The 26,658-nt window shown below is 33.3% G+C and carries 22 protein-coding genes and 2 tRNA genes; 10 read left to right on the forward strand and 14 right to left on the reverse strand.

What is annotated here, in order from left to right:
• Nucleotides 1–6: 6 nt before the first annotated feature.
• A complete protein-coding gene (locus B0A68_RS00470; protein ID WP_035685827.1) occupies nt 7–669 on the reverse strand; it encodes a queuosine precursor transporter in 663 nt (220 codons plus the stop codon).
• Between the two features lie 166 nt (nt 670–835).
• Here B0A68_RS00470 and B0A68_RS00475 point away from each other — a divergent pair, with 166 nt between their 5' ends.
• Nucleotides 836–2,953, forward strand: coding sequence for a M3 family metallopeptidase (locus tag B0A68_RS00475; protein ID WP_035685824.1), 2,118 nt, complete (start codon nt 836–838; stop codon nt 2,951–2,953).
• 74 nt (nt 2,954–3,027) lie between these two features.
• On the opposite strand, the gene tsf is transcribed toward B0A68_RS00475, so the two are convergent.
• The 6 genes from tsf to B0A68_RS00505 all read right to left on the reverse strand — a co-directional run bounded on the left by tsf (nt 3,028) and on the right by B0A68_RS00505 (nt 7,757).
• Complete coding sequence (gene tsf, locus B0A68_RS00480; protein WP_035685821.1) at nt 3,028–3,990, reverse strand: translation elongation factor Ts; 963 nt, start codon at nt 3,988–3,990, stop codon at nt 3,028–3,030.
• Between the two features lie 139 nt (nt 3,991–4,129).
• A complete protein-coding gene (gene rpsB, locus B0A68_RS00485) occupies nt 4,130–4,912 on the reverse strand; it encodes a 30S ribosomal protein S2 (protein WP_035685818.1) in 783 nt (260 codons plus the stop codon).
• Nucleotides 4,913–5,138: 226 nt separating this feature from the next.
• Complete coding sequence (gene rpsI, locus B0A68_RS00490) at nt 5,139–5,525, reverse strand: 30S ribosomal protein S9 (RefSeq protein ID WP_017497947.1); 387 nt, start codon at nt 5,523–5,525, stop codon at nt 5,139–5,141.
• Nucleotides 5,525–5,980, reverse strand: coding sequence for a 50S ribosomal protein L13 (gene rplM, locus B0A68_RS00495; RefSeq protein WP_035685814.1), 456 nt, complete (start codon nt 5,978–5,980; stop codon nt 5,525–5,527). Before rplM ends, rpsI begins: the two co-directional genes overlap by 1 nt.
• Nucleotides 5,981–6,172: 192 nt before the next feature.
• On the reverse strand, nt 6,173–6,985 hold the full coding sequence (locus tag B0A68_RS00500; RefSeq protein ID WP_035685811.1) for a ferritin-like domain-containing protein: 813 nt from the start codon (nt 6,983–6,985) through the stop codon (nt 6,173–6,175).
• A 25-nt stretch (nt 6,986–7,010) separates the two neighbouring features.
• Nucleotides 7,011–7,757 carry a ferritin-like domain-containing protein gene (locus tag B0A68_RS00505; RefSeq protein ID WP_035685808.1) on the reverse strand — a complete coding sequence of 249 codons (747 nt, stop codon included), beginning with the start codon at nt 7,755–7,757 and terminating at the stop codon, nt 7,011–7,013.
• 189 nt (nt 7,758–7,946) lie between these two features.
• Here B0A68_RS00505 and B0A68_RS00510 point away from each other — a divergent pair, with 189 nt between their 5' ends.
• Nucleotides 7,947–8,972 carry a LacI family DNA-binding transcriptional regulator gene (locus B0A68_RS00510; protein WP_035685805.1) on the forward strand — a complete coding sequence of 342 codons (1,026 nt, stop codon included), beginning with the start codon at nt 7,947–7,949 and terminating at the stop codon, nt 8,970–8,972.
• A 56-nt stretch (nt 8,973–9,028) separates the two neighbouring features.
• On the opposite strand, the gene B0A68_RS00515 is transcribed toward B0A68_RS00510, so the two are convergent.
• Together B0A68_RS00515 and polA are read right to left on the reverse strand one after the other, a co-directional pair.
• Complete coding sequence (locus B0A68_RS00515) at nt 9,029–10,165, reverse strand: hypothetical protein (protein WP_035685802.1); 1,137 nt, start codon at nt 10,163–10,165, stop codon at nt 9,029–9,031.
• An 830-nt stretch (nt 10,166–10,995) separates the two neighbouring features.
• Complete coding sequence (gene polA, locus B0A68_RS00525) at nt 10,996–13,836, reverse strand: DNA polymerase I (RefSeq protein WP_035685797.1); 2,841 nt, start codon at nt 13,834–13,836, stop codon at nt 10,996–10,998.
• 258 nt (nt 13,837–14,094) lie between these two features.
• Between polA and B0A68_RS00530 the strand changes: the two genes are divergently transcribed.
• The 6 genes from B0A68_RS00530 (at nt 14,095) to B0A68_RS00555 (ending at nt 18,609) form a co-directional block, all read left to right on the forward strand.
• Nucleotides 14,095–14,298: a hypothetical protein gene (locus tag B0A68_RS00530; protein WP_035685794.1), complete on the forward strand. Its 204-nt coding sequence runs from the start codon at nt 14,095–14,097 to the stop codon at nt 14,296–14,298.
• A 189-nt stretch (nt 14,299–14,487) separates the two neighbouring features.
• Nucleotides 14,488–15,162, forward strand: coding sequence for a response regulator transcription factor (locus B0A68_RS00535; RefSeq protein WP_035685791.1), 675 nt, complete (start codon nt 14,488–14,490; stop codon nt 15,160–15,162).
• Nucleotides 15,163–15,174: 12 nt separating this feature from the next.
• Nucleotides 15,175–16,506 (forward strand): sensor histidine kinase, encoded by a 1,332-nt coding sequence (locus B0A68_RS00540; RefSeq protein WP_240475257.1) that lies wholly within the window; start codon nt 15,175–15,177, stop codon nt 16,504–16,506.
• 109 nt (nt 16,507–16,615) lie between these two features.
• Entirely contained in the window at nt 16,616–16,807 is a 192-nt protein-coding gene (locus B0A68_RS00545) for a hypothetical protein (RefSeq protein WP_035685785.1), read from the forward strand.
• A 191-nt stretch (nt 16,808–16,998) separates the two neighbouring features.
• Nucleotides 16,999–18,234, forward strand: coding sequence for a metallophosphoesterase (locus B0A68_RS00550; protein ID WP_035685782.1), 1,236 nt, complete (start codon nt 16,999–17,001; stop codon nt 18,232–18,234).
• 72 nt (nt 18,235–18,306) lie between these two features.
• The gene (locus B0A68_RS00555) at nt 18,307–18,609 is read left to right on the forward strand and encodes a thioredoxin family protein (protein WP_035685779.1); all 303 of its coding nucleotides are present in this window, start codon (nt 18,307–18,309) and stop codon (nt 18,607–18,609) included.
• A gap of 23 nt (nt 18,610–18,632) precedes the next feature.
• On the opposite strand, the gene B0A68_RS00560 is transcribed toward B0A68_RS00555, so the two are convergent.
• Nucleotides 18,633–19,277 carry a polysaccharide deacetylase family protein gene (locus B0A68_RS00560; RefSeq protein ID WP_035685776.1) on the reverse strand — a complete coding sequence of 215 codons (645 nt, stop codon included), beginning with the start codon at nt 19,275–19,277 and terminating at the stop codon, nt 18,633–18,635.
• 91 nt (nt 19,278–19,368) lie between these two features.
• Nucleotides 19,369–22,647: a glycosyltransferase family 117 protein gene (locus B0A68_RS00565; RefSeq protein ID WP_035685774.1), complete on the reverse strand. Its 3,279-nt coding sequence runs from the start codon at nt 22,645–22,647 to the stop codon at nt 19,369–19,371.
• Between the two features lie 245 nt (nt 22,648–22,892).
• On the opposite strand from B0A68_RS00565, the gene B0A68_RS00570 reads away from it, so the two are divergent.
• Nucleotides 22,893–22,963, forward strand: a tRNA-Gln gene (locus B0A68_RS00570).
• A 112-nt stretch (nt 22,964–23,075) separates the two neighbouring features.
• Nucleotides 23,076–23,146, forward strand: a tRNA-Gln gene (locus B0A68_RS00575).
• Nucleotides 23,147–23,220: 74 nt separating this feature from the next.
• Here the strand turns inward: B0A68_RS00575 and B0A68_RS00580 are convergent.
• The 3 genes from B0A68_RS00580 to B0A68_RS00590 all read right to left on the reverse strand — a co-directional run bounded on the left by B0A68_RS00580 (nt 23,221) and on the right by B0A68_RS00590 (nt 26,520).
• Nucleotides 23,221–24,033 carry a helix-turn-helix domain-containing protein gene (locus B0A68_RS00580; protein WP_035685771.1) on the reverse strand — a complete coding sequence of 271 codons (813 nt, stop codon included), beginning with the start codon at nt 24,031–24,033 and terminating at the stop codon, nt 23,221–23,223.
• 67 nt (nt 24,034–24,100) lie between these two features.
• The gene (locus B0A68_RS00585; RefSeq protein ID WP_035685769.1) at nt 24,101–25,516 is read right to left on the reverse strand and encodes an aldehyde dehydrogenase family protein; all 1,416 of its coding nucleotides are present in this window, start codon (nt 25,514–25,516) and stop codon (nt 24,101–24,103) included.
• Nucleotides 25,517–25,695: 179 nt separating this feature from the next.
• On the reverse strand, nt 25,696–26,520 hold the full coding sequence (locus tag B0A68_RS00590) for a universal stress protein (protein ID WP_035685766.1): 825 nt from the start codon (nt 26,518–26,520) through the stop codon (nt 25,696–25,698).
• Between the last annotated feature and the right edge of the window lie 138 nt (nt 26,521–26,658).

Genomic DNA, 26,658 nt, shown 5'->3' on the forward strand with positions numbered 1-26,658 from the left:
GTAACCCTATTCCTTGAGAGAAGTGTGCTCATTTAAATATTTTTTTATCAAATAATGACCTAAATAAATTAAAGGAGTTAATACAATTGCGATTGAAAGTTTAAAAGTGTAACCAACCAGTGCAGACGACAGGAAAGTATCGAAATCAATTTTTCCAGGTAACCAAAAAGCAATTCCAAGTACTATAAAAGAGTCAAATAATTGAGAAATTACAGTAGATCCTGTTGTTCTAAGCCATATTTTTTTGTCACCGGTTTTATTTTTAAAAAACCAAAAAACACTGACGTCTATTAATTGCGAAACCATAAATGCTATGATACTGCCGACAATAATCCACATACTCTGTCCAAAAACAGCCTGAAATTGTTCATCATTAACCGGACTGATGCCTTTAGCGGCCGGAATTACAATTGCCATAAATAAAATAAGAAATGCGTAAGCGATCAAACAGGCAGTAATAAAAGAAAGTTTTTTTACACCTTTCTCTCCAAAATATTCATTTATCAAATCTGTAGTAAGAAAAACTATCGGCCAGGGAAGAATTCCGATACTCATAACAAACGGTCCAATCTGAATTAATTTTCCTCCAATAAGTTCAGCGACAACGGCATTAGTTATAAAAATGCCTGCTAGAATTATAAAAACAATTTCTCTTTTGGTTTTAAACATAATGATTCGGTAAATGAATTTTCAAATTTAAACTATTTCTTTTTAACTAAAAATGATTTGATTTTGATTTAAAGTTAGTTTTAGAGCGTTGTGTAAGTTAAATTTTCTGTTTGAATGGTGAATTTTAGTTATTTTTGAAACATAACAAGTTATCAAATTAATTATAATGAAAAAATTACTCACAATTTTTCTCATGGGAACAACCTTTTTTGCGTCAAACGCACAAACTAATGCTGATAATCCTTTATTAAAAAACTGGGCAGGCCCTTATGGCGGTGTTCCGGCTTTTAATGAGTATAAGGTTTCAGAATTTAAACCAGCAATTCAGTTTGCAATTCAGGAAAAGCTAAACGAAGTTGATGCTATCGCTAATAATCCAAAAGCAGCTACTTTTGAAAATACTATAGTTGCCTTAGAGCGTTCTGGACAAACAATCGATAGAATTTTAACGGTTTATGGGATCTACAGATCAAATTTAAGCAGTGCCGAATTTAGTGCAATTGACCGCGAATTATCACCTAAATTTTCTGAGTTTTCAGATAAAATTAATCAGAACAAAAAATTATTTACAAGAATTGAAACGGTTTATAATTCAAAAGAAAAAAACAAACTGACAGGGGAGCAGCAACGATTAATCTGGTTGTACTATACCAATTTTGTTCGTCAGGGAGCTAAGTTAAATGAGGTGGACAAAACAAAAGTAGCAGGCATAAACAAAGAATTGGCTTCTCTTTTTACACGTTTCAGCCAAAATTTATTAGCAGAAGAGCACAATCAATATGTTGCCTTAAAAACAGAAAGCGATTTTGATGGTCTGCCGGCAGAAGTTAAAAATGCAGCTATAGCTGAAGCTAAAGAAAGAAAATTAGACGTTATGGGCTGTATTGCAAATACACGTTCTTCGATTGAGCCGTTTTTGACTTTTTCTACACGTAGAGATTTGAGAGAAAAAGCTTTTGACATTTTTGTAAAACGTGGTGATAACGGAAATGCAAATGACAATAATACGACATTGGTTTCTATTTTAGATTTGCGTACAAAAAAAGCCAAACTACTTGGCTATCCAACTTTTGCAGACTGGAGTTTGTCTAATAAAATGGCAAAGGATCCTAAAAAGACTTTAGCTTTAATGGAGTCAGTTTGGAAGCCGGCTGTTGAGCAAGTACACAAAGATGTGGCTGAAATGCAGAAAATTGTTGATGCTGAAGGAGGAAAATTTAAAATTCAGCCTTGGGATTATCGTTTTTATGCTGAAAAAGTTAGAAAAGCAAAATATGACTTAGATCAAAATGAAGTTAAGCCTTATCTTCAGTTAGAGAACTTACGTGAAGGAATGTTTTGGGTTGCGGGCGAATTGTTTAATTTAAGCTTTAAACAAGTAACGAATGTTCCTGTTTATCATGAAGATGTTCGTGTGTGGGAAGTAAGTAATAAACTAACAGGAAAAGTTGTTGGTTTATGGTACTTTGATCCTTATGCTCGTGCAGGAAAACGTTCTGGAGCATGGATGAATGCATATCGTGACCAGCAAAAATTAGATGGAGATGTACTTACAATTGTGTCTAATAACTGTAATTTTATTAAAGGAGCTTCAAATGAGCCAATTTTAATTTCCTGGGAAGATGCTTCTACATTATTTCATGAATTTGGCCATGCATTACACGGTTTATGTTCAAATGTAAACTATCCAAGTTTAGCAGGAACAGCTGTTGCGAGAGATTATGTTGAGTTTCCTTCGCAATTGTTAGAACATTGGCTTGCTACTCCAGAAGTGTTGAATAAATTTGCTCTGCATTACAAAACAAATCAGCCATTACCACAGACATTGGTAGACAGAATAGAAAAAGCTGCCAACTTTGGAGAAGGTTTTGCTACTGTTGAAACTATTTCGAGTTCTTTGGTAGATATGAAGCTTCATTTAACTACAGAACCGATTGATCCTCATAAATTTGAAAAAGAGACTTTAGATGCGCTCCATATGCCGTCAGAAATTGTAATGCGTCACCGTATTCCGCAATTTGGACATATTTTTTCAAGTGATGGATATGCTGCAGGGTATTACAGCTATTTGTGGGCTGATGTTATCAATGCAGATGCATGGGAAGCTTTTACAGAAGGAAAAGGTCCTTATGATAAAGCAGTGGCAAAACGTCTTTATGACAATGTATTTAGTGTTGGGAATACAATAGATCAGGAAAAAGCGTATGAAAACTTTAGAGGAAGAGCTCCAAAGTCTGATGCTTTAATGAGAGCTAGAAATTTTCCTATTACCGCTAAGAAATAATAGCAGATAAAACTGAAAATAAAAAAGCCCGAATAAATAAATATTCGGGCTTTTTCTATTGAAATAATAATATATTAACCTAAAGTAACTCTTTTGAAACCTGTAATTTCAACGTTGAATCCTTTAACGTAATCACTTACTTTTTTACTATCATCTTTGATGAAGTTTTGATCTAATAAAGCTTTCTCTTGATCTAAAGTAGTATTGTCAGAGATGAAACGCTGTACTTTTCCTGGAATAATTTTATCCCAGATTTGTTCTGGTTTACCTTCAGCTTTTAATTCAGCTTTAGCATCTTCTTCCGCTTGTTTGATCACTTCTTCAGTTAATTGAGAGTAAGAAATATATTTAGGAACATTTTTTAAAGTTTTTCCTAAACGTTTTGCTTCTTCATTATCTTTTTCGATTACAGCAATACGAGCAGCAAGTTCAGATTCAACGAAAGCAGGATCAAAATCTTTGTAAGATAATGTATCAGCTCCCATAGAAGCAACTTGCATAGAGATGTCTTTAGTTAAAACGTCACCATTAGCAATTGGTGCAGAAATTGCAGTTAATGCAGCAATTTTATTAACGTGAACATAAGATCCAATGAAAGCACCTTCTAAGATTTCAAAACCACCGATTTCGATTTTTTCACCGATAACACCAGTTTGCTCGATTAATTTTTCAGCAACAGTAATTCCGTTGAAATCAGAAGCTAAGAATTCTTCTTTAGAAGAGAAGTTAATAGCTCTTTCTACTAATTCTTTAGCCAAAGTTACGAAAGCCTCATTTTTACCTACGAAATCTGTTTCGCAGTTTAAAGTGATGATAGCTCCTTTAGTTTTGTCAGCATTAACAAAAGAAACAGCAGCTCCTTCAGAAGACTCACGGTCAGAACGATTAGCAGCAACTTTTTGTCCTTTTTCTCTAAGGTTTTGTATAGCTTTATCGAAATCTCCATCAGCTTCAACTAAAGCTTTTTTACAGTCCATCATTCCGGCACCTGTAGTTTGTCTTAATTTATTTACGTCTGCAGCAGTAATTGTTGCCATAATATTTTGAATTTTAATGTTAAAAGTAAAAATTCCATCTTTTAAATCCCAGACTCCAATTTTATTAAATTATCAACATAAAGTTTTTAATTTTTGTATTTGGAATTTGGAATTTAAAATTTGGAATTTAAAATTTGATTTATTCTTCAGTTGCAGGAGCAGTAGCTTCAACAGCCGGTGCAGCTTCAACAGCTGGAGCTTCTTCTGTAAAAACTTCAGTTTCTTTGTCAGAACCTCTGTCAGAAAGACCTTCAATTACAGCAGCAGTTACTAAAGATAAAATTTTGTCAATTGATTTAGAAGCATCATCATTTGCAGGAATAACGTAATCAACCTCTCTTGGGTCAGAATTCGTATCAACCATTGCGAAAACTGGAATGTTTAATTTTTGTGCTTCTTTTATTGCGATGTGTTCAGCTTTGATATCTACTACGAACAATGCTGCAGGTAGTCTAGACATATCAGCGATTGAACCTAAGTTTTTCTCTAATTTAGCACGTAGACGATCAACTTGCAAACGCTCTTTTTTAGATAACGTCATGAAAGTACCATCTTTCTTCATTTTATCAATAGAAGACATTTTTTTAACTGCCTTTCTGATAGTTACGAAGTTAGTAAGCATTCCGCCAGGCCATCTTTCAGTGATGTAAGGCATGTTTGCAGCTTTTGCTTTATCAGCAACGATGTCTTTTGCTTGTTTTTTGGTAGCTACGAATAAGATTTTTCTACCTGATGCAGCAATTTTTTTCAAAGCTTCGTTAGCTTCTTCAATTTTAGCTGCAGTTTTATATAGATTGATAATGTGAATACCATTACGCTCCATATAAATGTAAGGGGCCATATTTGGATCCCATTTTCTAGTCATGTGTCCGAAGTGAACACCTGCTTCTAGTAAGTCTTTTACTTCTATTTTGTTTGCCATTTTTGTACTAGTTTACGTTCTGTTGATTAGCAATGTGTTTTGAACTTTAGCTTTAGGCAATATGCTTTAGGCTTTAAGCTTTATGACTTTCAGACTTTCGACTTTCAGACTCAACCCATTTAGATGCTAAACTATTTCCTACCTCGATAGGAGAGCAACAACAACTGTGTTTTTTAATTTCAATAAATTGATGATGTCTTGTACCATTTGTACAAGACAGGTAATATTAACGTTTAGAGAATTGGAATCTCTTACGAGCTTTCTTCTGACCGAATTTCTTACGTTCAACCATTCTTGGATCTCTTGTTAATAAACCTTCTGGTTTTAAGATAGCTCTGTTTTCGATGTTCACTTCACACATAACACGTGCTAATGCCATTCTTACTGCTTCTGCCTGACCAGTTGAACCACCTCCGTAAACGTTTACTTTTACATCAAAGTTACTAGCATTTTCTGTCATAGATAATGGTTGTAAAACTTTGTATTGTAAAGTTGCAGTTGGAAAGTAAGTTGCGAATTCTTTTTTGTTTACAGTGATTTTTCCTGTTCCTTCAGAAACATATACACGTGCAACAGCGGTTTTTCTTCTACCGATTTTGTGAATAACTCCCATTACTTAAGATCGTTTAGGTTAACAGTTCTAGGTTTTTGAGCTCCTTGTTTGTGCTCAGATCCTACAACAACATTTAGATTTCTAAAAAGTTCTGCTCCTAATTTGTTTTTAGGTAACATTCCTTTTACAGCTTTCTCTACTAATAATGCAGGGTTTTTAGATTGCAATACTTTAGCAGTTAAAGTTCTTTGTCCTCCTGGGTAACCTGTATGACGCATGTAAATTTTGTCATTCATTTTTGTACCTGTAAGGTTAATTTTTTCTGAGTTGATAACAATTACGTTATCTCCACAGTCAACGTGCGGTGTGTAACTTGGCTTGTACTTACCTCTTAAGATCATTGCAACCTTTGAAGCAAGACGTCCTAAGTTATGACCTTCAGCATCAACAACAATCCACTCTTTAGTGATAGTGGCTTTGTTAGCTGAAACTGTTTTGTAGCTTAATGCGTCCATAATATTATTTTAATTAAACATTCCATCCCCAATAAAGGGGATGCAAAAGTACAATTAATTATTTTAAAACCAAATACCTGAAAAGAATATTTTATATGCTGAAAATCAAGGGGTCAGTTTTTTATTTAAAACAATAAAAAAAAACCACCTTCTCAATAAAGCGAAGGTGGTTCGGTATTTGGAATTGTTTTGTTAAACAATAAATATATTTGCAATGTCAACTACTTGCTGCGTAGTTAGAGGCTCATCGTAAGCTTCAGACCCCGCTGCAGCTCCAAATGCAGCTGCAGTATTAAAGCCTGCCTGCATGGTTACTCCTTCGCCTGCGTAAACGGCTTGTGTCGCTGCCGGCATTCCGGCACCTCTTTCATCGTTAGAAATCCATCCTTTTAATCCGCGTAAGCGTCGTACTTCAGAAGCATGACGTGCTTCCACAGAATGAATCTGCAATGCTGCAGTTAATAAATCTGGTGTGGTAATTAAATTAGCCGCCTGACCTTTGTAAGCTCTAACTCCGGTGTCTTCAAAGGCTTGTGCGAGCGCTAAAAAAGTTGGATAATCTCCAAAAGGATTAAATGCTCCTCCAACAGTAAAGTCAAAAGTAGGTTTAGGGACAAAGTTTGCACTTGCGGTGCCGCCTAATCCTGCAATTAAAAATTTTACGTGATCTGCTTCATGGTCTGCAATCTGTTGAAAAACTTTTAAATCACGTCCGCCATTTTCTGATGCCGGAATTACTCCAGAATCCAATGCCATCGCATAAAATTCATTTTCAAGATATTCTAAAGTCAATGCAAACTGCAAAGCTCCAATAGGAGTTGCCGGTGTTGCTGTAATATCTTTTGCAGATGCTTTATTTACAAGTGCCGATAATCCGAATGGGATTGAGGCATATGCCAGATTTTTTCCGATATTTCCAAACTGATTAAAACTATCTCTTCGAGAGCCAGTGCTTTTCATTAAATTATCATCAGTGAAGGATTCTATAAATTTTAAAATATTCATAATTTCTAGTTTTAGATAGTTAGGATTAAGGTAAATATTTGGCAGAAAATTTTGTGGTAATAAATCCTCCAGCAATTGGTAATATTTTAGAAGGATTCTGAGCAGCGTCTAACCCAGTTGACGTGTTTACAATATCATCGCCTGCAAAGTCTTTAGAATTAGGATTGATAAGACTTCGTATTGCAGAAGCGTGTCTGGCTTCTACCGAAACAATTTTTCCGGCTAATAATAAGTAGTCAGCGCTTTTAATTAATCTTCCGGCTCCGTTATAAGCAGCAACTCCTGTGTCTTCAAGTGCTTTTGCAGTTGCCAGTACTTCGGCACGGTTATTAAAGTTTAGAGAACCATAATTAAAAGCCAGCGTTGGCAGTAACTGTGAGCTGGGATCTGGAAGTGCTCCGGTTAAAGCAGCTTTAAAAAAATCTCTGTGAACGACTTCGTGGTGGTACAAGTCGGTTAAAACCTGTCGTTCGGTAACATTAAAAGTTGCATTAAAACTTGTTGCATTTACTACTTTAGTATAAAAATCTGCTTCCAATTGCTCCAAGGCATAAGCATAAGTCAATACTCCAAAATCTCCTGAGCCTAAATCAAAAATACCATTTCTGATTCCTGGAAGAGTTGTGTCCTCCATATCATTATCATTGTCATTATCGCTGCAGCCTGCTAAAATCAAACCTGTGGTTGCTAATGTTAATCCACTGAGCTTAAGAAAGCTTCTTCTGCTATTCAGTGAAGGGTCAACTTCATGAATTTTAACTTCGTTTTTCATAATCAAGTTTTATTAGGTTAATAACATATATTAAGGTATTAACGAAATTTTTAGATATGAGGTTTTAGAAATAGCGTTAAATTCTTTCTTTTTAAAAAAGTTGTACTGTTTTGAGCAGGACTTGTGTGATTTTTGTTTTTTTTTCGCTAATTCTACTATATTTGTATTAATTACATAAAATTCAATTGGATGAAAGCTAAAGCAACTCTAAAACAAATAGCGAAAGAACTTGGCGTTTCTGTGTCGACAGTTTCTAAGGCATTAAATGACAGTCCGGAAATCAGCGAACAAACAAAGGTGAAGATAAAGGAGTATGCCAAACTCAAAAATTACAAGCCGAATGTTATTGGTCTGAATTTAAAAAATCGTAAAACCAAAACGATCGGAGTAATTATACCTAATATATTAAACTCCTTTTTTGCGAAGGTTTTTAGTGGAATAGAGAAAGTAGCCGATAAAAAAGGATATAATGTAATTACCTGTATTTCTAATGAGTCTTTGGAGAAAGAGGTTCATACGCTCGAAATGCTGAGCAACGGGACAATTGATGGTTTCATTTTGTCTGTTTCTCAAGAAGCACAAAAACTTCAGGATTACAATCATTTTTCTGCTATTATAAATGATGGAACTCCAATTGTAATGTTTGATAGAATTGCAGATGAAGTAGAATGTGATAAAGTTGTAGTAGACGATTTTGATTCGGCATTAAATTCTACACAGCATTTAATTAATTTAGGGTGTAAAAATATTGCACTGATTTCTTCTGTAGATAATTTAAGTGTTGGAAAGTTAAGAGCAGATGGATATTTGAAAGCGTTAAGCGATAACAATATTCCGGTAAATGAAAAAATTATTCTTCGTACCGATTCTGAGGAAGATATGAAAAGTAAAATTGATGCTTTGCTTGATAACAAGATCGACGGAATTTTTGCGTTGGACGAAAATGATTCAGTTGCAGCTTTAAGAGTAAGTTTGAAAAAAGGGTACAAAGTTCCCGAAGATATTTCGATAATAGGTTTTGCAGATGGTATATTGGCTTCTAGACGTTTGTCACCAAGTTTAACAACCGTAAGCCAGCACGGAATTGAAATTGGAGAAGTAGCAGCCAAAAGGCTTATCCAAAGGCTGGAAGAACCAGAAGGGGAAACCTCAGATTATGAAACGATCGTGATTAAAACAAAATTGAAAGAACGAGAATCAACAAGAAAAGTATAAAACATAAAAAACCATTCGCCGCGACGAATGGTTTTTTATTTTCAAGAACTATATTTTTAATCTATTACTTTATTTTTTTTGATAATGTATAAGCTTTTGCTGTCATTGTCAGAAATTAAGGTAAACTTCAAATTAGGATTAGAATAATAGCTGTATTTTTCTTTCACTGAGTTTTCCATTTCTTGTTTATTGTCACTCTTGGTGTCATATATGGATTTTTCCTTGTTGCTATAATCATCCAAATAAATATCTTCTTTTTTAAAATGTAGTGTGTCGTTTGCAAAAGGTATATCGATATAGGCAATTCCTTCCCAGTAATAATAAGTATAAGGACTGTTGGACTGAGTTTGTCCAGCCATGTTTGAGTTGTACTTTGTTTTTTGATAATATTTGACCTTTATTTTATCGTCAGGTATATCCTCTAATAGATTTTCATTAATGATTTTTTTATTATTATTCAGGCTTATATTTCGAGCATCATTATCTATATTTGATCCAACACCATAAAGCACATACCATTGATTATTTGCAAAATACATTATAGATTCTCTTTTATTTACTGGTATTGATGTATCTCTCCAAGCAAGAAAAGTTTCCAGATAAATACAATTTGGCACAACAGTGTCATAGTAATATTGCGATAATTTTTCAGCAGACCACGTTAAATCTTTGTTTATCGCAATAAATGATTTTTTTTCTTTGTTGCCATCAGTTGGCCAGGTTTGATAGTATAAAAGTGCTTTGTTTACTATTTGTTTATTAAGCAAAACAATTTCGCCAAACTCAGATTGATTTGAAGTTGAGGTCTTAAAATTAATTGTATCTAAAACCTTCCCAGAGGAATCCAATTTAAATAATGTATTAGAAAAATTATTACCGGTATTTCCTCCTCCGTGATCATAAGGTTCTGTTTTGGTGATCGCTTTAACCATAATTTCATCATTAGAAATAGAAAGAACCTGAAAGTTAAAATTATATGCTCCTCCTTTATGAAGTAGTGTTATATCATGACTGCCGAATTTTTTTACTTCGGATAAGTTTTTATAATCTACAAATTCACTTGGTAATTTTGTGCGAGGAAAAAGATTTATAAAAAAAGTATCGATTCCTAAAGCCAGAACAACATTAATTTTATAAACTAAAAATAAGACAACTATTGTTACGATAGAGTACATTATTGTTTTCTGTTTCATTTCTGTTTTCTTAATGCGCTCCTAACCAATCTTTACCTAAACCAAGTTCAATATCTAAAGGAACGCTCATTATAATTGGCGAAAATTGGTTCAAATCTATTGTCTTTTCATAATTATATTGTGAATTTTATTTAAGAATTTTTTGCAACTATAATTAGTCCCAATATAAAAGGGAGAGCATAAAAAGCTAATATGACATAATTGGTATTTCTTAAATATATTTTATTCTTCTTATTAAGGTTAGAAGCCTCAATTAAAAGTGTAACAATTATGAAAAAAAGGATAAAAAGGGAAATAAAAAAAACTATATATGCTATTCCTATATTGCCTGAATAATCTACAATCGAGTATAATAGAAAAAAAATAAAAAGTGGAATGATTATTCTGATCACGAGGTGAATAATTATGTTGAATACATCTGAGTCCGTACTTTCTTCTGGCTGAGCATTTTTAATCTCAAAAAGTTTATTTAATTCTTCATTCATGATAACTTTATTCATTGTTTTTTGTATAATGCTACAAAAAAAGGCAATAATCCCGCATACGCTAGAAATTTTAAAAATTCTATGATTTGAGATAACCTATAGTACGTTGCCTGATCTATTGATATTGAGGCAGTAGATTGTATAAACCAAAATAAATTTACTGTTACAAGTATGCAAATTGATATTATTGCTAATAAGGTGTTTTTTTTCATTTTTATTTTTAGAGAAGATTAGTCTTATTATTTTATATTTTTTGTAATATGTGAATTTTCTTATTCTTGATTTTGATTTTTTTAATGAAGAGACTCAATTGAGAAATAAATGTAATAAACTTTTTTTTTGTTTTTAATGTGCCTCTAACCAATCTTTACCCAAGCCAAGTTCAACTTCCAAAGGAACTGCCATTTTAAATGCATTTTCCATTTCGTGTTTAATCATAGGCTGAATTTTTTCTAATTCATCATTGTGCACATCAAACACAAGCTCATCATGAACTTGTAACAACATTCTTGATTTCCAGTTTTCTTCTTTTAATTTTTTATGAATGTTAATCATCGCGATTTTAATCACATCGGCAGCGCTTCCCTGAATTGGAGCATTTACAGCATTTCGCTCTGCAGCACCTCTTACTACTGCGTTTGCCGAGTTAATGTCTTTTAAATAGCGGCGACGTCCTAAAATAGTCTGCACATATCCTTTTTCGCGTGCAAATTCTATTTGTTCATTAATGTAAGATCTTAATCTTGGATATGTTTTGTAGTAAGCTTCGATCAAAGCAGCACTTTCGCTTCTTGAGAGCGAAGTTTGGTTACTCAATCCAAAAGCAGAAACGCCGTATATAATTCCGAAGTTTACGGTTTTGGCGTTGCTTCTTTGTTCACGGCTTACTTCCTCCAGTGCCACATCAAAAACTTTTGCTGCAGTTGCTCTGTGAATGTCTTCTCCGTTCTGGAAAGCAGCAATCATATTTTCTTCTCCGCTTAAGGCAGCAATAATTCTCAATTCAATCTGCGAGTAATCGGCAGAAATTAAAGTATGGTTTTCATCGCGAGCGACAAAAGCTTTACGAATCTGACGTCCTCTTTCTGTACGAATCGGAATATTCTGCAAGTTCGGATTGTTAGAACTCAAACGTCCCGTTGCGGCAACTGTCTGCATATAATCGGTATGAACACGTAACGTTTTTTTGTCTACTTGTTCCGGCAGAGCCAAAATATAAGTGCTTTGTAATTTTACCATCTGGCGCCAATCCAGAATTTGTTTTACAATTGGATTGTCATTGGCTAAATAAGTCAAAACTTCTTCTCCGGTTGCGTATTGACCAGTTTTAGTCTTTTTCTGTTTAGCACCGCCAATTTTAAGTTTATCAAATAAAATATCTCCCAATTGTTTTGGAGAAGCAAGATTGAATTTCTCGCCGGCAGTTTCGTATATTTTTTCTTCTAAAGATTTAATTTCAACATCCATTTCTTTAGACATTGCGCTTAAAAATTCAACATCAAGACGAATTCCTTCGGTTTCCATATCGGCTAAAACACTTACCAGCGGAATCTCGATTTCATCAAACAGTTTTTTAGTTTCTGTTTTGTCTAGTTCTGTTGTAAATACTTCTTTTAATTGTAGCGTAATATCAGCATCTTCGGCAGCATATTCCTTAATTTCTTCAAGAGCAACATCGCGCATCGAAATCTGGTTTTTCCCTTTTTTACCAATTAAAGTTTCAATAGATTTAGGAGAATATTTCAAATAAGTTTCGGCCAAAATATCCATATTATGACGCATATCCGGATTAATTAGATAATGCGCAATCATAGTGTCAAAAAGTTTTCCTTTTACGGTTATATTATAATTAGAAAGAATTTTTAAATCGTATTTTAGATTCTGGCCAATTTTTTCGATGTTTTCGTTTTCAAAGAAAGGTCTGAATTTTTCAATTAAAACCTGAGCTTCTTCCTGACTTTCCGGAAACGGTACATAATATCCTTTTCCTTTTTCATAAGAAAATGAAATTCCGACCAATTCTGCGTGCAATGCATCGAGACCTGTCGTTTCAGTATCAAAACATACGGCAGTTTGTTTTTGTAAATTCTGCAAAAGCAATTTTATTCCCAAATCGCCTTCAATTGCCTGATAGGAGTGGGTTGTAGTTTCCAGAGTTTCGTAAAACGAAGTTCTTGCCTGTTCTGTGTTTTCAGTATCGATTGTTCCTCCTCCAAAAAGATCAAATTGATCTTCGTTTTTCGGCTGTGGTTTTTTGTATAGTTTGGCGTCAGAAGCTGTAGATGCAGTTTCAGTTCCTCCAAACTTAAATAAATTATCAAATTGTTCTGCCATCCTTCTAAATTCCAATTCCTGAAAAATAGCATCTGTTTTTTCAATATCAGGACGAGTTAACTCATAATCTGTTTCATTAAAAGTAACATCGCAGTCTATAATAATTGTGGCCAGTTTTTTAGAAAGTAATCCTTTCTCTTTATTGGCTTCAATGTTTTCTTTCATCTTTCCTTTTAACAAATGTGTATTTGCTAAAAGATTTTCCATCGACCCAAATTCTTTTAGGAATTTCTTAGCCGTAACTTCGCCAACACCTGGTAATCCGGGAATATTATCGACAGCATCACCCATCATTCCGAGAAAATCAATTACCTGCTCTGGTTTTTCGATTTCAAATTTTGCCAAAACTTCGGGAACTCCCCATATTTCGATTCCGTTACCCATTCGGGCTGGTTTGTACATAAAAATATTTTCAGAAACCAATTGTGCAAAATCCTTATCTGGAGTAACCATATAGACTTTGTAATTTTGTTTTTCTGCCTGTTTTGCAATAGTTCCAATTAAATCATCGGCTTCGCAGCCATTAGCTTCAATAATCGGAATGTGCATTGCATTTAATAAATCCTGAATATATGGAATTGCAAGTCTTATTGCCTCTGGAGTCTCATCACGATTTGCCTTGTACTCAGTGTACATTTCTGTACGCACATGACTTCCGCCTTTATCAAAAGCAACTGCCAAATGATCTGGTTTTTCTCTTTTAATAACATCCAAAAGAGAGTTCATAAAACCCATAATTGCAGATGTATCCATTCCTTTTGAGTTTATTCTTGGGTTTTTTATGAAAGCGTAATACCCGCGAAAAATTAATGCATATGCATCGAGAAGAAAAAGACGTTTTTGAGTTGACATATAAAAAAATTTAGTGTGTAAAAATAATCAATTGGGTTTAAAAACGATTCTGTTTAAGAATTAAAATCATTAAGTTTTTTAAGTTGAATCAAGAAGTTGCCCGAGTTTAGAGTATTTAAAGAATTTGTAGTGTTTAAAAGCGTCTGTTAATGCGAAGTTAAAGTTTTAACTGCTTCAATTTTCTTCATTTTCTCTTCATTTTACAGATGTAAATTTGGGTTATAATTAAAGAGTTATTAATTTAAATCTATAGAAATCATGAGAAATTTTTTGATGGTACTCACAGCAGTTTTAGGAACAAGTGCAATGGTTCACGCCTTTCCACCGGCAAAAACTAACCCGGCAAAAGAAGTTAAAGCAACTAAAGATCCAAAAGTAAAAGCTGAAAAAAAAGCAGAGAAAAAAGCTAAATCAGAGAAAAAAGGAACTGCACAAAATGAAACCGCAAAGGTTAAAAAATAAATATTTTTTTGTTTTGCTTTCGAAGAATTGTAAGGATGCAAAACAGAAAGATAATTATGGATAATGCAGAGGAAGAAAAGCTGGTAAAGAAATTTATCAGCTTTTTTAATTCGTTAATATTTTAATAAGGTCCAGTTATGCTTTTTATAATTTGTTACTTTGTAACTGTACTTTCAATCTTTATAAGTTATGAATATTTTAATTGTTGAGGACAATAAAGAACTTGCTGTCGAGGTATATGATTTTTTAATTAATGGAGGTTATATCTGCAAAGTAGTTCACAATTGCAGTGATGCTCTCGAAGAAATCAACAGCAATGATTACGATGCAATGCTTTTGGATCTTGGACTGCCGGATGGCGATGGTTTTGAAATTTTGAAAGCAGTTAGAAAAACTAAGTCTAAAATTGCGGTTATTGTTATAACAGCCCGCGGCGAATTAGATGATAGAATTAATGGGCTCCATCTTGGGGCAGACGATTATTTAACGAAACCTTTTGCCTTGACAGAGTTGAGTGCGCGCTTATTTGCAGTAATCAGAAGAATGCACGGCTATACTTTAAATGATTTAATGGTACATGGATTCTGCCTGCAGCTGCAGGACTATAAAATAAGTTATAATGATATTGCGATAAGTTTGACTAAAAAAGAATTTGATATTTTTCAATATTTGGTTTTAAATAAAAATCGTGTTATTACAAGATTACAGCTTACAGAACATATTTGGGGTGATATTCTGGAGGTAAATTCAGATTCGAATTTTATTGATGTTCATGTTAGAAATCTCCGAAAAAAATTAGATAAACATACTGACATCAGCTGGTTTGAAACCGTTAGAAATGTTGGATATCGAATTAATGTTTAAAAAGAAACTACTTTGAAGATAAAACACCAACTGGCTATTTTTAATGCATTAACAAGATTACTGCTGATCTTGATTTTGTGGCTGATGCTTCCAATTTTGGTAGAAAAAGTGGTTTACAGACATATCAACAATAGTTTAATAGAAAAGCAGAAAAAGTTTATTGATCATTTAAATCAAAATGAAATCAATGATTTTATAGAAAATTCTGATTCTACAGATATATACTCACAATTTTCAACTTTGCACAGTGAGTTTTTGGTACTTTCAAAAACCACAGTAAAACCTGCACAAAAGAAAACAACTTTTGCTAATGATTACCGGGTTATAGAAGGAGAAGAAAATGAATATCGAATTTTACAGCATCATTTTGCATACGAAAACCAAAATTATCAGCTTGAAATAGGAAGCAGTCTGGCCGAAATAAAAGATCTTACCTTTATTATTAGGTTTTTTATCATCATTGTTTTTGTAGTGCTTCTTTTAATTACTTTTTTGGCAGATACTTTTTATGTAGAATATCTCCTCAAGCCTTTTTATAAAATAATAGATACGAAAATCAGACGTGTTAACGAACCAGAAGCTTTTGATCATACACCAATAAAAGCAGCTTCCCGCGATTTTAGAGAACTGGATTTTGTTTTAAACCAAATGATGGATCGGATAGCAGAACTTTTTAAAAAAGAAAAACAGTTTATTTCTAATGTTTCGCACGAACTTCTTACGCCAATTGCGCTGCTTAAAAATAAATTTGAAAACTTATTACAAAATGATTCTCTTGATGACAATGCTGTCGATAAAATAGCTGGTTCGCTCCGGACTCTTGACATGCTGAAAAAAATCATCAATAATCTATTGTTGATCTCCAGAATAGAAAATCATCAGTATGCAACAGATGAAGAAATTCATTTTTATGAAATGATTAAAGATATGAAGGAAGATCTTCAGGATAGGATTGAAGATAGAGACATTACTTTTGTAAACAATATGAAACATGATTTTAGCTTTAGAGGAAATAAAACTTTAATTCATATTTTGATTTATAATTTGATAACAAATGCCATTAAATATAATAAGAAGAAAGGTGAAATAATTGTTTCTGATGAATTTGTAAACCAGCAGTATTGTATTTCTATTTCAGATTCAGGTATTGGCATGGATGCTTCGCAGATCGAAAAAATATTTAATCGATTTACCAGAATCAGCTCAGATCAGGATGGGCAAGGGCTGGGTCTGGCTATAGCTAAGAGCATTGCATCATTTCATCATATTAAAATCACGGTTGATTCTATAATAAATCAAGGAACAACCTTTACACTTTTATTTCCAGAAAGATTAAAAACTTAATTAAAGGTTAATTTTTTTTAACACTATAAATCTTCATTTAAACTTCATTTGCTGATTCTATCTTTGGCTTATAAATAATCAAATAATAATAATTTATAAAATTCAAATCATGAAAAAATTAGTAATGTTAGCAGTAGCAGTTTTAGGAACAACTGCAATGGTAAGCGCACAAACAACTCCAGCACAAACAGCTCCGGCAAAAGAAGCTAAAGCTCCAAACAAAGAAAAAAAACATAAAAAAGAACACAAAAAAGGAGAAGGTGCAAAAACAGAAAATGCAAAGCCTGAAGCAAAAAAATAAAAATCTAATTTAGATTTTTGGTTTTCATAAAATAGTGGTTTTGTTTATGAAAAAAGGTTATTAATAGTTTTACAAGAAAAAAGGCTGGTGGAGAAATTTATCAGCCTTTTTGTTGTTTTTTGAGTTAAATTTTTGATAATAAAAAGCGATACAATTTTCATTCTTTGTTACTTTGTGTAAAACTATATTTAATGATCCTTCGTTTTATAATTCTTTGTGCTCTTTTTTTATTTATAGAGTTTTATTCGTATCAGGCTTTCCGTACTTTAATAAAAATTAGATGGGTCCTGATTAGTTATCAAATTATCAGCTTACTGCTTTTAATTTTTATAATCTATTCTTTTACGCAATTTGACAGATCTGTTGGTCAAACCAGGCAAACGATGTTTACCATGGGGCTGATGCTCTTGATTTATGTGCCCAAAATTGTACTTACAATTATTTTATTTGGAGAAGATATTGTTAGAATTGGCGCTAGCATTTTAAACTATTGTATGTATAATGCGCCACGAAAGGAAATGATGCCCGACAGGCGAAAATTTGTCAGTCAGATCGCTTTAGGATTGGCTGCAATCCCGTTTCTGTCTTTGATTTATGGAATTTTTGAAGGAAAGTACAATTTTAAAGTTTTTAAGCAAACGATATTTTATCCTGACCTGCCAGATGCTTTTGATGGTTTTAGAATTACTCAGATTTCTGACGTTCACAGCGGCAGTTTTGATAATCCTGATAAGATAAGCTATGCCATTGATCTAATTAATCAGCAGGAATCTGACATGATTTTATTTACTGGGGATATTGTAAATACCCATGCAAAAGAAATGCATCCATGGTTAGAAACTTTTAGCAGAATAAAAAATTATAAGTACGGAAAATTTTCGGTCTTAGGAAATCATGATTACGGTGAATATGTTACTTGGCCATCTGAAAAAGCAAAAGAAGAGAATTTTCAGGAAATCAAAAAGCTATATGGGCAAATAGGATTTAAACTTATGCTGAACGAGCATACCTATATTCATAAAGGTGAAGATAAAATTGCTTTAGTAGGAGTAGAAAACTGGGGAGAGAATTTTAAGAAAGCTGGTGATTTAAATAAAGCTTCTCAAGGTGTGGATCAGAAAGATTTTAAAGTTTTGATGAGTCATGATCCAAGTCACTGGGAATCTGAAATTAAAAATCATCCTAAAAACTTTCATCTTACATTGGCCGGACATACGCACGGAATGCAGTTTGGAATTGAAATTCCGGGATATTTTAAATGGAGTCTGGCACAATATATTTACAAACAATGGGCTGGATTGTATGAACATGTCGGGCGTTACGTATATGTCAACCGCGGATTTGGTTTTCATGCCTATCCTGGCCGAGTTGGCATCATGCCGGAAATTACAGTCATTGAACTAAAAAAAGGCAAGAATGTGGCTTAATTCGTTAAAAATGCTACATTTGTAGAATGTATATCTCTTTTTAGTAGATTTAAAAATTAAATTTTTGCTTTTATGTCAAAATTTGGAGAACTAATAAATGCTCAAGTCCCTGTGCTAATTGATTTTTACACAGATTGGAATGAATCGTCAGTTTCTATGCATCCCGTGATTAAGGATGTTGCGGCTGCACTTGGTGATAAAGCCAAAGTAATCAAAATTGATGTAGATAAAAACCAGGAGCTGGCAGAAGCACTGCGCATTAAAGGACTTCCTACTTTAATGATTTATAAAGAAGGTCAGATGATTTGGAGACAGTCAGGAGAACTTGATGCTAATACAATTATAGGAATTGTTCAAGAACAATTCAAGGTGTAAAACTACTTCTAAGTTGATGTTATTTAATGAATGATATCGAATGTATATCCATTTTCTTTTAAAAAATGTAACGTTTTAGGCAATGCAAATTTTAAATTTGGCGATGCTTTTACACTGTCATGAAATACAATTACACTTCCTGATTTTACGTTTTTAGTAACGTTTTCAAGACATTTTTCAGGAGTAATAGATTGATCAAAGTCTGCACTTAAAACATCCCACATTATAATTTTATAGCCTAAACTGCGTAAAATTTTAGATTGGGCCTTTTTAATTTTTCCGTACGGAGGACGAAACAATAAATGATTGCAGGCTTTTCTTTGCTCTTCTTCTAGCACATGCTCGCAATTTTTGACATTTTCGATATAATCATTAGTGTCAATTTTCCATCCGTTTACATGATTCATTGTATGATTTCCGATAGAATGTCCATCAGTTATCAATTTTTCGAATAATGCAAGGTTGGCTTTAATGTTTTTTCCAATACAGAAAAAAGTCGCTTTTGCATCAAATTTTTTCAATTCAGATAAAACCCAGTCTGTTATCTCTGGAGTTGGGCCATCATCAAAAGTCAGGTATATTTTCTTTTCGTTGTTAGGAATATCCCAGCAATATTTAGAAAACACCGTTTTTATAAATGAATTTGTTTTTACCCAATAAAAGCCCATTTTGAAATGTTTTAGATATAGTAAATTTAAAAAATGCGGCGCTATTTATCAAACAGCGCCGCATTTTTTTAATCATTAAATTATTCGTATATTATTCTTTTTCTCTTCCAAATCGTTCGAAGATGTTTACATACGTATTAAATGTTTTTTTATGCTGGTCATAAAAGACTTTGTCATTGTTGTTCTTCATAACCTGTAGTAAACTTCTGTAGCGTTCTATATCTGTAATGATATCAATCGCTAAATCAGTTTGGTCAGAAGGTGGTAAGGTTCTGTAGTAATCAAGATCTTCCTTGTATTTCTGAACAAGCTTGTTTAATAAATCCTGAGCTTTTGCAGTTTCTCCAACTTTGTAATACCCATTTGTAAATGGTTCTACAAGAGAATAATAACCATATTTGTCCAAAGGCATTTTTGTCATTGCCAGATCAATTACTTTTTTTGCTTTGTCAATTTTACCTTCTGCAATAAGCTGTTCTGTTAAACGAGATAAATTAGTACGGTATGTAATACTATTTCTTCTAGTTTCAGGGTCATGGTAAATGTTACCGTTGCTATTACCCCAATCCCATTTCATTACAATATTATACATTTTATCAGCATCAATTTGTCCCATGTCCATTGGTCCGCCATCTTTAGATGGAGTGTTTTTAACCGGAACCAATTTATAAACCATGCCGTCTAACTGAAGGTAATCTTTCATCCATAGGTAATCTTCATCATCAAAAGCACCACCGCTAAAATAAATTGGTCTCTTCCAATTGTTGTTGGCAAGAATATCCAGCATCATTAAACGGTTTTTGTAAAGAGCACTTCCTTTGATTGTAATATCAATAAATGGCACAATAGAATCGTTGTATTTAGGGTCAACAACTTTGTTTTTGATTATAGTATTTTTATCAACGTTGACTCTAATTTTATTTGTCGGATAAAAATGAATTGTTTGTCCGTTTTGTAAACCAACAGTAGATTTCGGATTTTTAATAAAATCGATGAAATCAGTAATGTTCCAGCGTGTTTCTATTTTTGGTATATAAGCCACATAATCGCGTTTATCTCCAACATATTCATCATGTTTAAAAGAAATCGGCAACGGATCAGATTCGTAAGCTTTGGCTTTCATCTGGTCTATGTACCAATCGGTCATAAATAAACTGGTATTTACGATTTTTACATCAGTTCTAAAATGTTCAATTTCTTGTGCATACCACAGCGGGAACGTGTCATTATCTCCAATAGTAAATAAAATAGCGTCTTTATCGCAAGAGCTTAAGTAAGCTTTTGCCATTGCAACAGCAGTATATTTTCCAGATCTGTCATGATCGTCCCAGTTTTGAGACGCCATTAATACTGGAGCCACCAATAAACTTCCGGCAATAACAATTGGTCCGGCGATTTTAGGAGTAACGTATTTTTGAAAACTTTCATAAAGAGAATAAACTCCAAACCCAATCCATATGGCAAAGACATAAAATGAACCCACCAGAGCATAATCTCTTTCGCGAGGTTCAAAAGGTCTTTCGTTTAAGTAGATTTTAAGTGCAATTCCAGTAAAAAGGAATAAGGCCAGCAATACATAAAAACTTTTAAGATCTTTATTCGCATGATACATAATTCCGATAATACCTAAAATAAAAGGCAGGAAGAAATAAACATTACGTCCCTTATTGTTCAAAACGTCAGTTGGGAGATTGTCCTGAGAACCTAAATGTATAGAATCAAGCAGTTTAATACCACTGATCCAGTTTCCGTCAAGATTGTCATATTTTCCTTGATTGTCACTTTGACGACCAACAAAATTCCACATCAAATATCTCCAGTACATGTATCCAAATTGATATTCGAACATAAAACTGAAATTATCTGTCATACTTGGTTTTTCGATTATTAAATAATCGCCATAGCTTTTTAAGAATTTAACGTAACCTTCGTTGTCGATTTGTTTTTGTGCGTACGCTTGTCTGAATTCAGAAACTGTTTTCTCGACTTCATTACGTAATTGTGCAATAGCTTTATTGTATTCTTCCTCGCTTAATTGAGCAGGGTCAATTCCGTATTTAGATAAATCATCTTCATAATTATAATTAGGATCTATTCTAAACTTCGGTGGATTTGTAAAGTTGATATAGTTTTGAATGTGTCCTGTTTCGGTACTCCACATTCTTGGCAAAATTGTTTTTTGATTATCGTCGCTGTTCTGATCAGCGTTTTTGAAATTATTGGTAACGATATATTTGCCTGTTTTATAATCTCTCTCGTAATTTGGCTTTTTGTCTAAGTAAGGAGTTGTTGCATCAAGACCGGCAAAAACTTCTGTATACTGTGGTCCGTAAAACAAAGGATTTACACCATATTGTTCACGATTATAGTAAGCTAAAACTTCGGCAGCATCAGAAGGTTTATTTTCGTTGATAACTGTATTTGCATTTGCACGTACAGGAAGCATCATCCAGGTCGAAAAACCAATGAAAATAAATAAGATGCAAAGAATAATAGTATTGTAGAAAATTAATCCCTTTTGTTTGGTAAATTTTAATCCAAAGTAAAAGAAAGCAATAAGTAATAATAACACAAAAATAGTTCCTGAGTCAAAAGGCAGTCCCATGCTGTTTACCATAAAAACTTCTGTTTTTCCGAAGAAAGCCATAGTTAAAGGTAAAAGTAATTTAAAAATGAAAAGTAATATACCAATAACTACAGCATTGGCTATAATGAAGTTTTTAAGGGTTACCTTTTTATAATGTTTAAAGTAATATAAAAAACCAATTGAAGGAATTGTCAACAAAGCCATAAAGTGAACTCCAAAAGAAAGTCCTACAACAAGCGAAATGATTAGCAGCCATTTATTTCCTTTAGGTTTGTCCATGTCTTGTTCCCAGCGCAATCCAAGCCAGAAAAGCAATGCAATTAATAATGAAGCCATCGCGTAAACCTCGGCTTCAACAGCATTAAACCAAAAACTGTCTGAGAATGTATAAGCAAGAGCTCCAACAAAAGAACTTCCTAAAATAACAATCGAATTATTTTGATCTATTTCTGCAAAACGCGCTACGATTTTCTTTAAAATCATAGAAGAAGACCAGAACATAAATAAAATAGTAAAAGCACTAGAAAAAACAGACATCATGTTTACCATTAGTGCTACATGCTGATTGTCTATAGCAAACATGGCAAAAAAGGCTCCCATCATTTGGAATAAAGGCGCTCCCGGAGGGTGGCCGACTTCTAGTTTGGCTGCTGTAGCGATGTATTCGCCGCAATCCCAGAAGCTCATGGTAGGTTCAACAGTTAGTGTATAAGTAATTAAAGCGATTGCAAATGCAAACCAACCAATAATTGTATTCCATTTATTGAAATTGAATTGTGCCATATTTAGGTGTTATGATTTCTATGTTTTTCTATCCTACAAAGAAAATGTTTTTTTACGTAAAGAAAAGGTCATTAACAAAAAATTCTACAAAAGCATCTATGAGCAGTAATTTGTTGTGTATGAGTTGTTTCTAATGTTTTGTACGGTTTTAAAGAAAAAAAATCCAAAAAAAATCATTTTTTTTGACAAAAAAGCTTGTACAAATTAAATAAAACCTTAAATTTGCACTCGCTTAATAGCACTGCTGGTCTATGGTGTAATGGTAACACAACTGTTTTTGGTGCAGTCTTTCAAGGTTCGAGTCCTTGTAGACCAACATAAAAGCCTCTCAATCGAGAGGCTTTTTTTTATGCAAAAAAAATACCTCTAAAATTTGCACAAACTAAATAAAGCTTTAAATTTGCACTCGCTTAACCGCACTACTTTATTGGTCTATGGTGTAATGGTAACACAACTGTTTTTGGTGCAGTCTTTCAAGGTTCGAGTCCTTGTAGACCAACATAAAGCCTCTCAATCGAGAGGCTTTTTTTATGCAATAAATTTCGGGGTTTAATTTTGAATAGATTTTAAGTGTTATTTGGAAAACAGGGAAGAAGGAACAATTCCGAATTTCTTTTTAAATGAAAATGAAAAGTGCGACAAATCCTCAAACCCTACATTTAGATAAACTTCAGAAGGCGCTTTTCCTTTTTCTTTAATAAGGTAATAAGCTTCCTGAAGTCTTTTATTTAGAAGCCAGTGTCCAGGTGTTTCTTGAAAGACTTTCTGGAAATCTCTTTTGAATGTTGCCAGACTTCTTCCGGTAAGATAAGCAAAGCGATTTAAGTGAACATTGAAATGAAAGTTCTTATTCATAAAAGCTTCCAAATCTATTTTTCCAGGTTCGTTAAAGTCAAATAAAATATCTTTAAGCTCTGGATTTACTTTGAGTAAAAGATGAATGGCTTCTTTAATTTTTAAATTGAATAAAACTTCATTGTTTTCCTGCTCGACTTCTAAGTAAGATAGAAGGGAGTCCATGAAAGACTTGTATAGAGGATGTGTGTTTAATGGAATTATGGCATCTTCCTGAGGTTTTCTGTCAATTTTGATTTTGTATTCCTGACTAACTTCCCGCAGTATTTCCTGATCCAAAAACAATGATATGGCTTTAAATTCGCCTCCTTCGGGCGGAATTTTTAAAAACTTAGCTAAATGATTTCTCTTGCTGATGCGAAAATCCCCAGCTTTAAAAACGTAAGTTTTTCTGCTGTCAGAACTAATCATTTCTCCAGATATCTGATAGCTGAAAACATGTTCTGGTATAAAATGCTCTCCTTCACGGCTGCGTGCAAAATAGCAGGAATATAATATTTTTGGTCTCGTGTGTGTTTTGCTTGATGACATAATGTAAAAATACAAAAAGATGCAGAAAGTTGTGCTTGTTCAAACTTTCTGCATCCAGAAGTTGTCTTTATCTGATTAATGCTCTTGGTTCAAGATAAGCTTCTAGTCCTAATATACCGAATTCTCTTCCGATTCCTGATTGTTTAAAGCCTCCAAATGGTGCCATCGGATCATGTCCTAGTTTGTTTATCTGAACACGGCCTGCGTTTAACTGCGAAGCAACATTGTAGGCTCTGTCTTCGTTGGAGGAGCTTACATAAGCTTGCGGTCCGTAAGTGGTGTCGTTTGCGATTTCAATTGCTTCTTCTTCAGATTCATAAGTGATAATCGATAGAACTGGCCCGAAAATTTCTTCTCTTGCAATTCGCATCTGGTTTTTTACGTTTACAAAAACGGTAGGTTTTACAAAATTTCCGTTTTCTAATCCGTCAGGTTTTCCTAAACCGCCAATTAATATCTCGGCGCCTTCATTTAATCCTGTCTCAATATAGCTTTGTACGCGGTCATATTGTTTTTGGCTTACCATTGGTCCAACTGTTGTTTCCGGATTTTTTGGATTTCCAACAATTACCGCACTTACTGTTTTTGTGATTAAAGATTTTACTTCTTCCAGTTTATTTTCAGGAACCAATAGACGTGTTCCGGCAATGCATGCTTGACCGCTGTTCATAAATGCTGCGGCGACTGCCATAGGAATAGACTTTGATAAGTCGGCATCATCTAAAATAATATTTGGTGATTTTCCTCCTAGTTCCAGTGTTATGCGTTTCATTGTGTTTACCGCTTCTTTTGCTATTAATTTACCTACATTAGTTGATCCTGTAAAAGAAATTTTTGCAATGTCTGAATTTCTGCTTATTTCTGCTCCGACCACATCGCCAAGGCCATTAACAATATTGAATACTCCTTTTGGTAATCCTGCTTCATGAAAGCATTCTGCTAGTAATTGAGTTTGTTGAGCGCTCATTTCGCTTGGTTTTATTACGGCTGTGCATCCTGCGGCAATTGCAGTGGCTAATTTTCCACAAATAAAGCCATTACTTGAGTTCCACGGAATAATAATTCCGACAACTCCTATAGGTGTCATTTGAACTTCGGATTCTCCCATTGTTTTAATAAAAGGATAAGTTTTTAATAATTGTATTGCCGAATCAAAGCTTTTTAGCATATAATCATAGCTGACGCTTGCAAATTGAAAAGTTCCTCCATATTCTTCTGTGACAATGTCAATCAATTCTTGTTTTCTTTTTTCAATAGAAGATTTCATTTTGTTTAAATATTCAATTCTTTCTTCTTTTGTGGTTTTAGAAAACGTTTTAAAAGCTTTTTTTGCGCCATTTATCGCATTTATGGTGTCTTCTTCGTTTCCTAAAAGCACTTTTCCTAGTTGTAAATTTGTTGTTGGGCTTATTAAGTTAAAATAGTCAGTTCCTTTTGGGGCTACAAACTCTCCGTCAATGTAGATTTTGTCAATAGTTTTCATGATATATTGTTTATGAATTTATATAAGGCAAATTTCGCGGCTAATGCCTTTGGTAGCTTTGTTGAAAAGCTCAGTTTGACTTTGTTTAAAAGTTCAGGAAAGGATATAAAAAAAGCTTCCATTTAGGAAGCTTTAGTATTTGATAATCTTAAAAAAAGTATTTTTTTTACATAAATCTATTAGATTTTAAAAGTAATTACAGGTTTTACGGTATGATTAACTAATCCTTCGCTGATGCTTCCGTTAAAAAAATGTGCAAAACCAGTTCTTCCGTGTGTGCACATTCCAATGATGTCTGCATTAATGCTGTTTGAGAAATTAATAATTCCTTTTTCGATGTTCGTGTCGTTATAAATATTTGTGGTGTAATTGATAAGGTTGAATTCTGAAATGTACTCATTCATTGATTTTTCAATAGTATGAGTTGATTTGAAACTGTTTGGAGTGCAGATTGTTACCAAATGTATTTTTGATTCAAATGTTTTAGCAAAATTCAAAAGTTTTTCAAACGGTTTCTTGGTTTCTTCAGAAAAATCAGAAGCAAATACAATGTTTGCACCTGTAAAATCTGAAATATCATTTTTAATTACCAAAACAGGGATTTCAGAATTTCGAACTACTTTTTCGGTATTAGAGCCAATTAGTAATTCGTCGATACCAGAATTGCCGTGAGAGCCCATTACGATTAAATCAACATCATAATCCTTGCTTACTTGCGTAATCCCATGAATAGGTTTGTCTATTTTTACCACTTCAGTTACAGAGATTCCGTCTAAATACGGTTTTGAAGAAACTTCATCCAGTGTTTCATTTGCCTTTTTCATGAAGATCAATGTCTCTGGAATACTCACGCCGTCTGTAATTGCATCATTCATCTGGTGCGGTAATTCGAGCATGTGTAAAACGATGATTTCAGAATTGTTTTTTCGGGCAATTTGTGCAGCAACTTTTAGAGCGTCTTGAGCATGTTGTGAGAAGTCAGTAGGAACTAAAATTCTTTTCATAATTTTTGGGTTAAATTATTGAGTAATCTGTTAGAATTAATGCTTCTATAAAGATAAGAAATATTTTTAGAGCAATCTATTTATTTTGATTTATAAAAAAAACACTATATTTGCACTGTTATTTATTAAAATCTAAAT

Source organism: Flavobacterium reichenbachii, from assembly GCF_002217435.1.
GTDB lineage: Bacteria > Bacteroidota > Bacteroidia > Flavobacteriales > Flavobacteriaceae > Flavobacterium > Flavobacterium reichenbachii.

Coding starts and splice junctions, on each gene's coding strand:
- B0A68_RS00590 (WP_035685766.1), bottom strand. CDS start 26,520: ATGAAAAGAATTTTAGTTCCTACTGACTTCTCACAACATGCTCAAGAC.
- B0A68_RS00565 (WP_035685774.1), bottom strand. CDS start 22,647: ATGGCACAATTCAATTTCAATAAATGGAATACAATTATTGGTTGGTTT.
- B0A68_RS00535 (WP_035685791.1), top strand. CDS start 14,488: ATGAATATTTTAATTGTTGAGGACAATAAAGAACTTGCTGTCGAGGTA.
- B0A68_RS00550 (WP_035685782.1), top strand. CDS start 16,999: ATGATCCTTCGTTTTATAATTCTTTGTGCTCTTTTTTTATTTATAGAG.
- polA (WP_035685797.1), bottom strand. CDS start 13,836: ATGTCAACTCAAAAACGTCTTTTTCTTCTCGATGCATATGCATTAATT.
- rplM (WP_035685814.1), bottom strand. CDS start 5,980: ATGGACGCATTAAGCTACAAAACAGTTTCAGCTAACAAAGCCACTATC.
- tsf (WP_035685821.1), bottom strand. CDS start 3,990: ATGGCAACAATTACTGCTGCAGACGTAAATAAATTAAGACAAACTACA.
- B0A68_RS00510 (WP_035685805.1), top strand. CDS start 7,947: ATGAAAGCTAAAGCAACTCTAAAACAAATAGCGAAAGAACTTGGCGTT.
- B0A68_RS00515 (WP_035685802.1), bottom strand. CDS start 10,165: ATGAAACAGAAAACAATAATGTACTCTATCGTAACAATAGTTGTCTTA.
- B0A68_RS00470 (WP_035685827.1), bottom strand. CDS start 669: ATGTTTAAAACCAAAAGAGAAATTGTTTTTATAATTCTAGCAGGCATT.
- B0A68_RS00505 (WP_035685808.1), bottom strand. CDS start 7,757: ATGAAAAACGAAGTTAAAATTCATGAAGTTGACCCTTCACTGAATAGC.
- B0A68_RS00475 (WP_035685824.1), top strand. CDS start 836: ATGAAAAAATTACTCACAATTTTTCTCATGGGAACAACCTTTTTTGCG.
- B0A68_RS00560 (WP_035685776.1), bottom strand. CDS start 19,277: ATGGGCTTTTATTGGGTAAAAACAAATTCATTTATAAAAACGGTGTTT.
- rpsI (WP_017497947.1), bottom strand. CDS start 5,525: ATGGGAGTTATTCACAAAATCGGTAGAAGAAAAACCGCTGTTGCACGT.
- rpsB (WP_035685818.1), bottom strand. CDS start 4,912: ATGGCAAACAAAATAGAAGTAAAAGACTTACTAGAAGCAGGTGTTCAC.
- B0A68_RS00500 (WP_035685811.1), bottom strand. CDS start 6,985: ATGAATATTTTAAAATTTATAGAATCCTTCACTGATGATAATTTAATG.
- B0A68_RS00555 (WP_035685779.1), top strand. CDS start 18,307: ATGTCAAAATTTGGAGAACTAATAAATGCTCAAGTCCCTGTGCTAATT.
- B0A68_RS00530 (WP_035685794.1), top strand. CDS start 14,095: ATGAGAAATTTTTTGATGGTACTCACAGCAGTTTTAGGAACAAGTGCA.
- B0A68_RS00580 (WP_035685771.1), bottom strand. CDS start 24,033: ATGTCATCAAGCAAAACACACACGAGACCAAAAATATTATATTCCTGC.
- B0A68_RS00585 (WP_035685769.1), bottom strand. CDS start 25,516: ATGAAAACTATTGACAAAATCTACATTGACGGAGAGTTTGTAGCCCCA.
- B0A68_RS00545 (WP_035685785.1), top strand. CDS start 16,616: ATGAAAAAATTAGTAATGTTAGCAGTAGCAGTTTTAGGAACAACTGCA.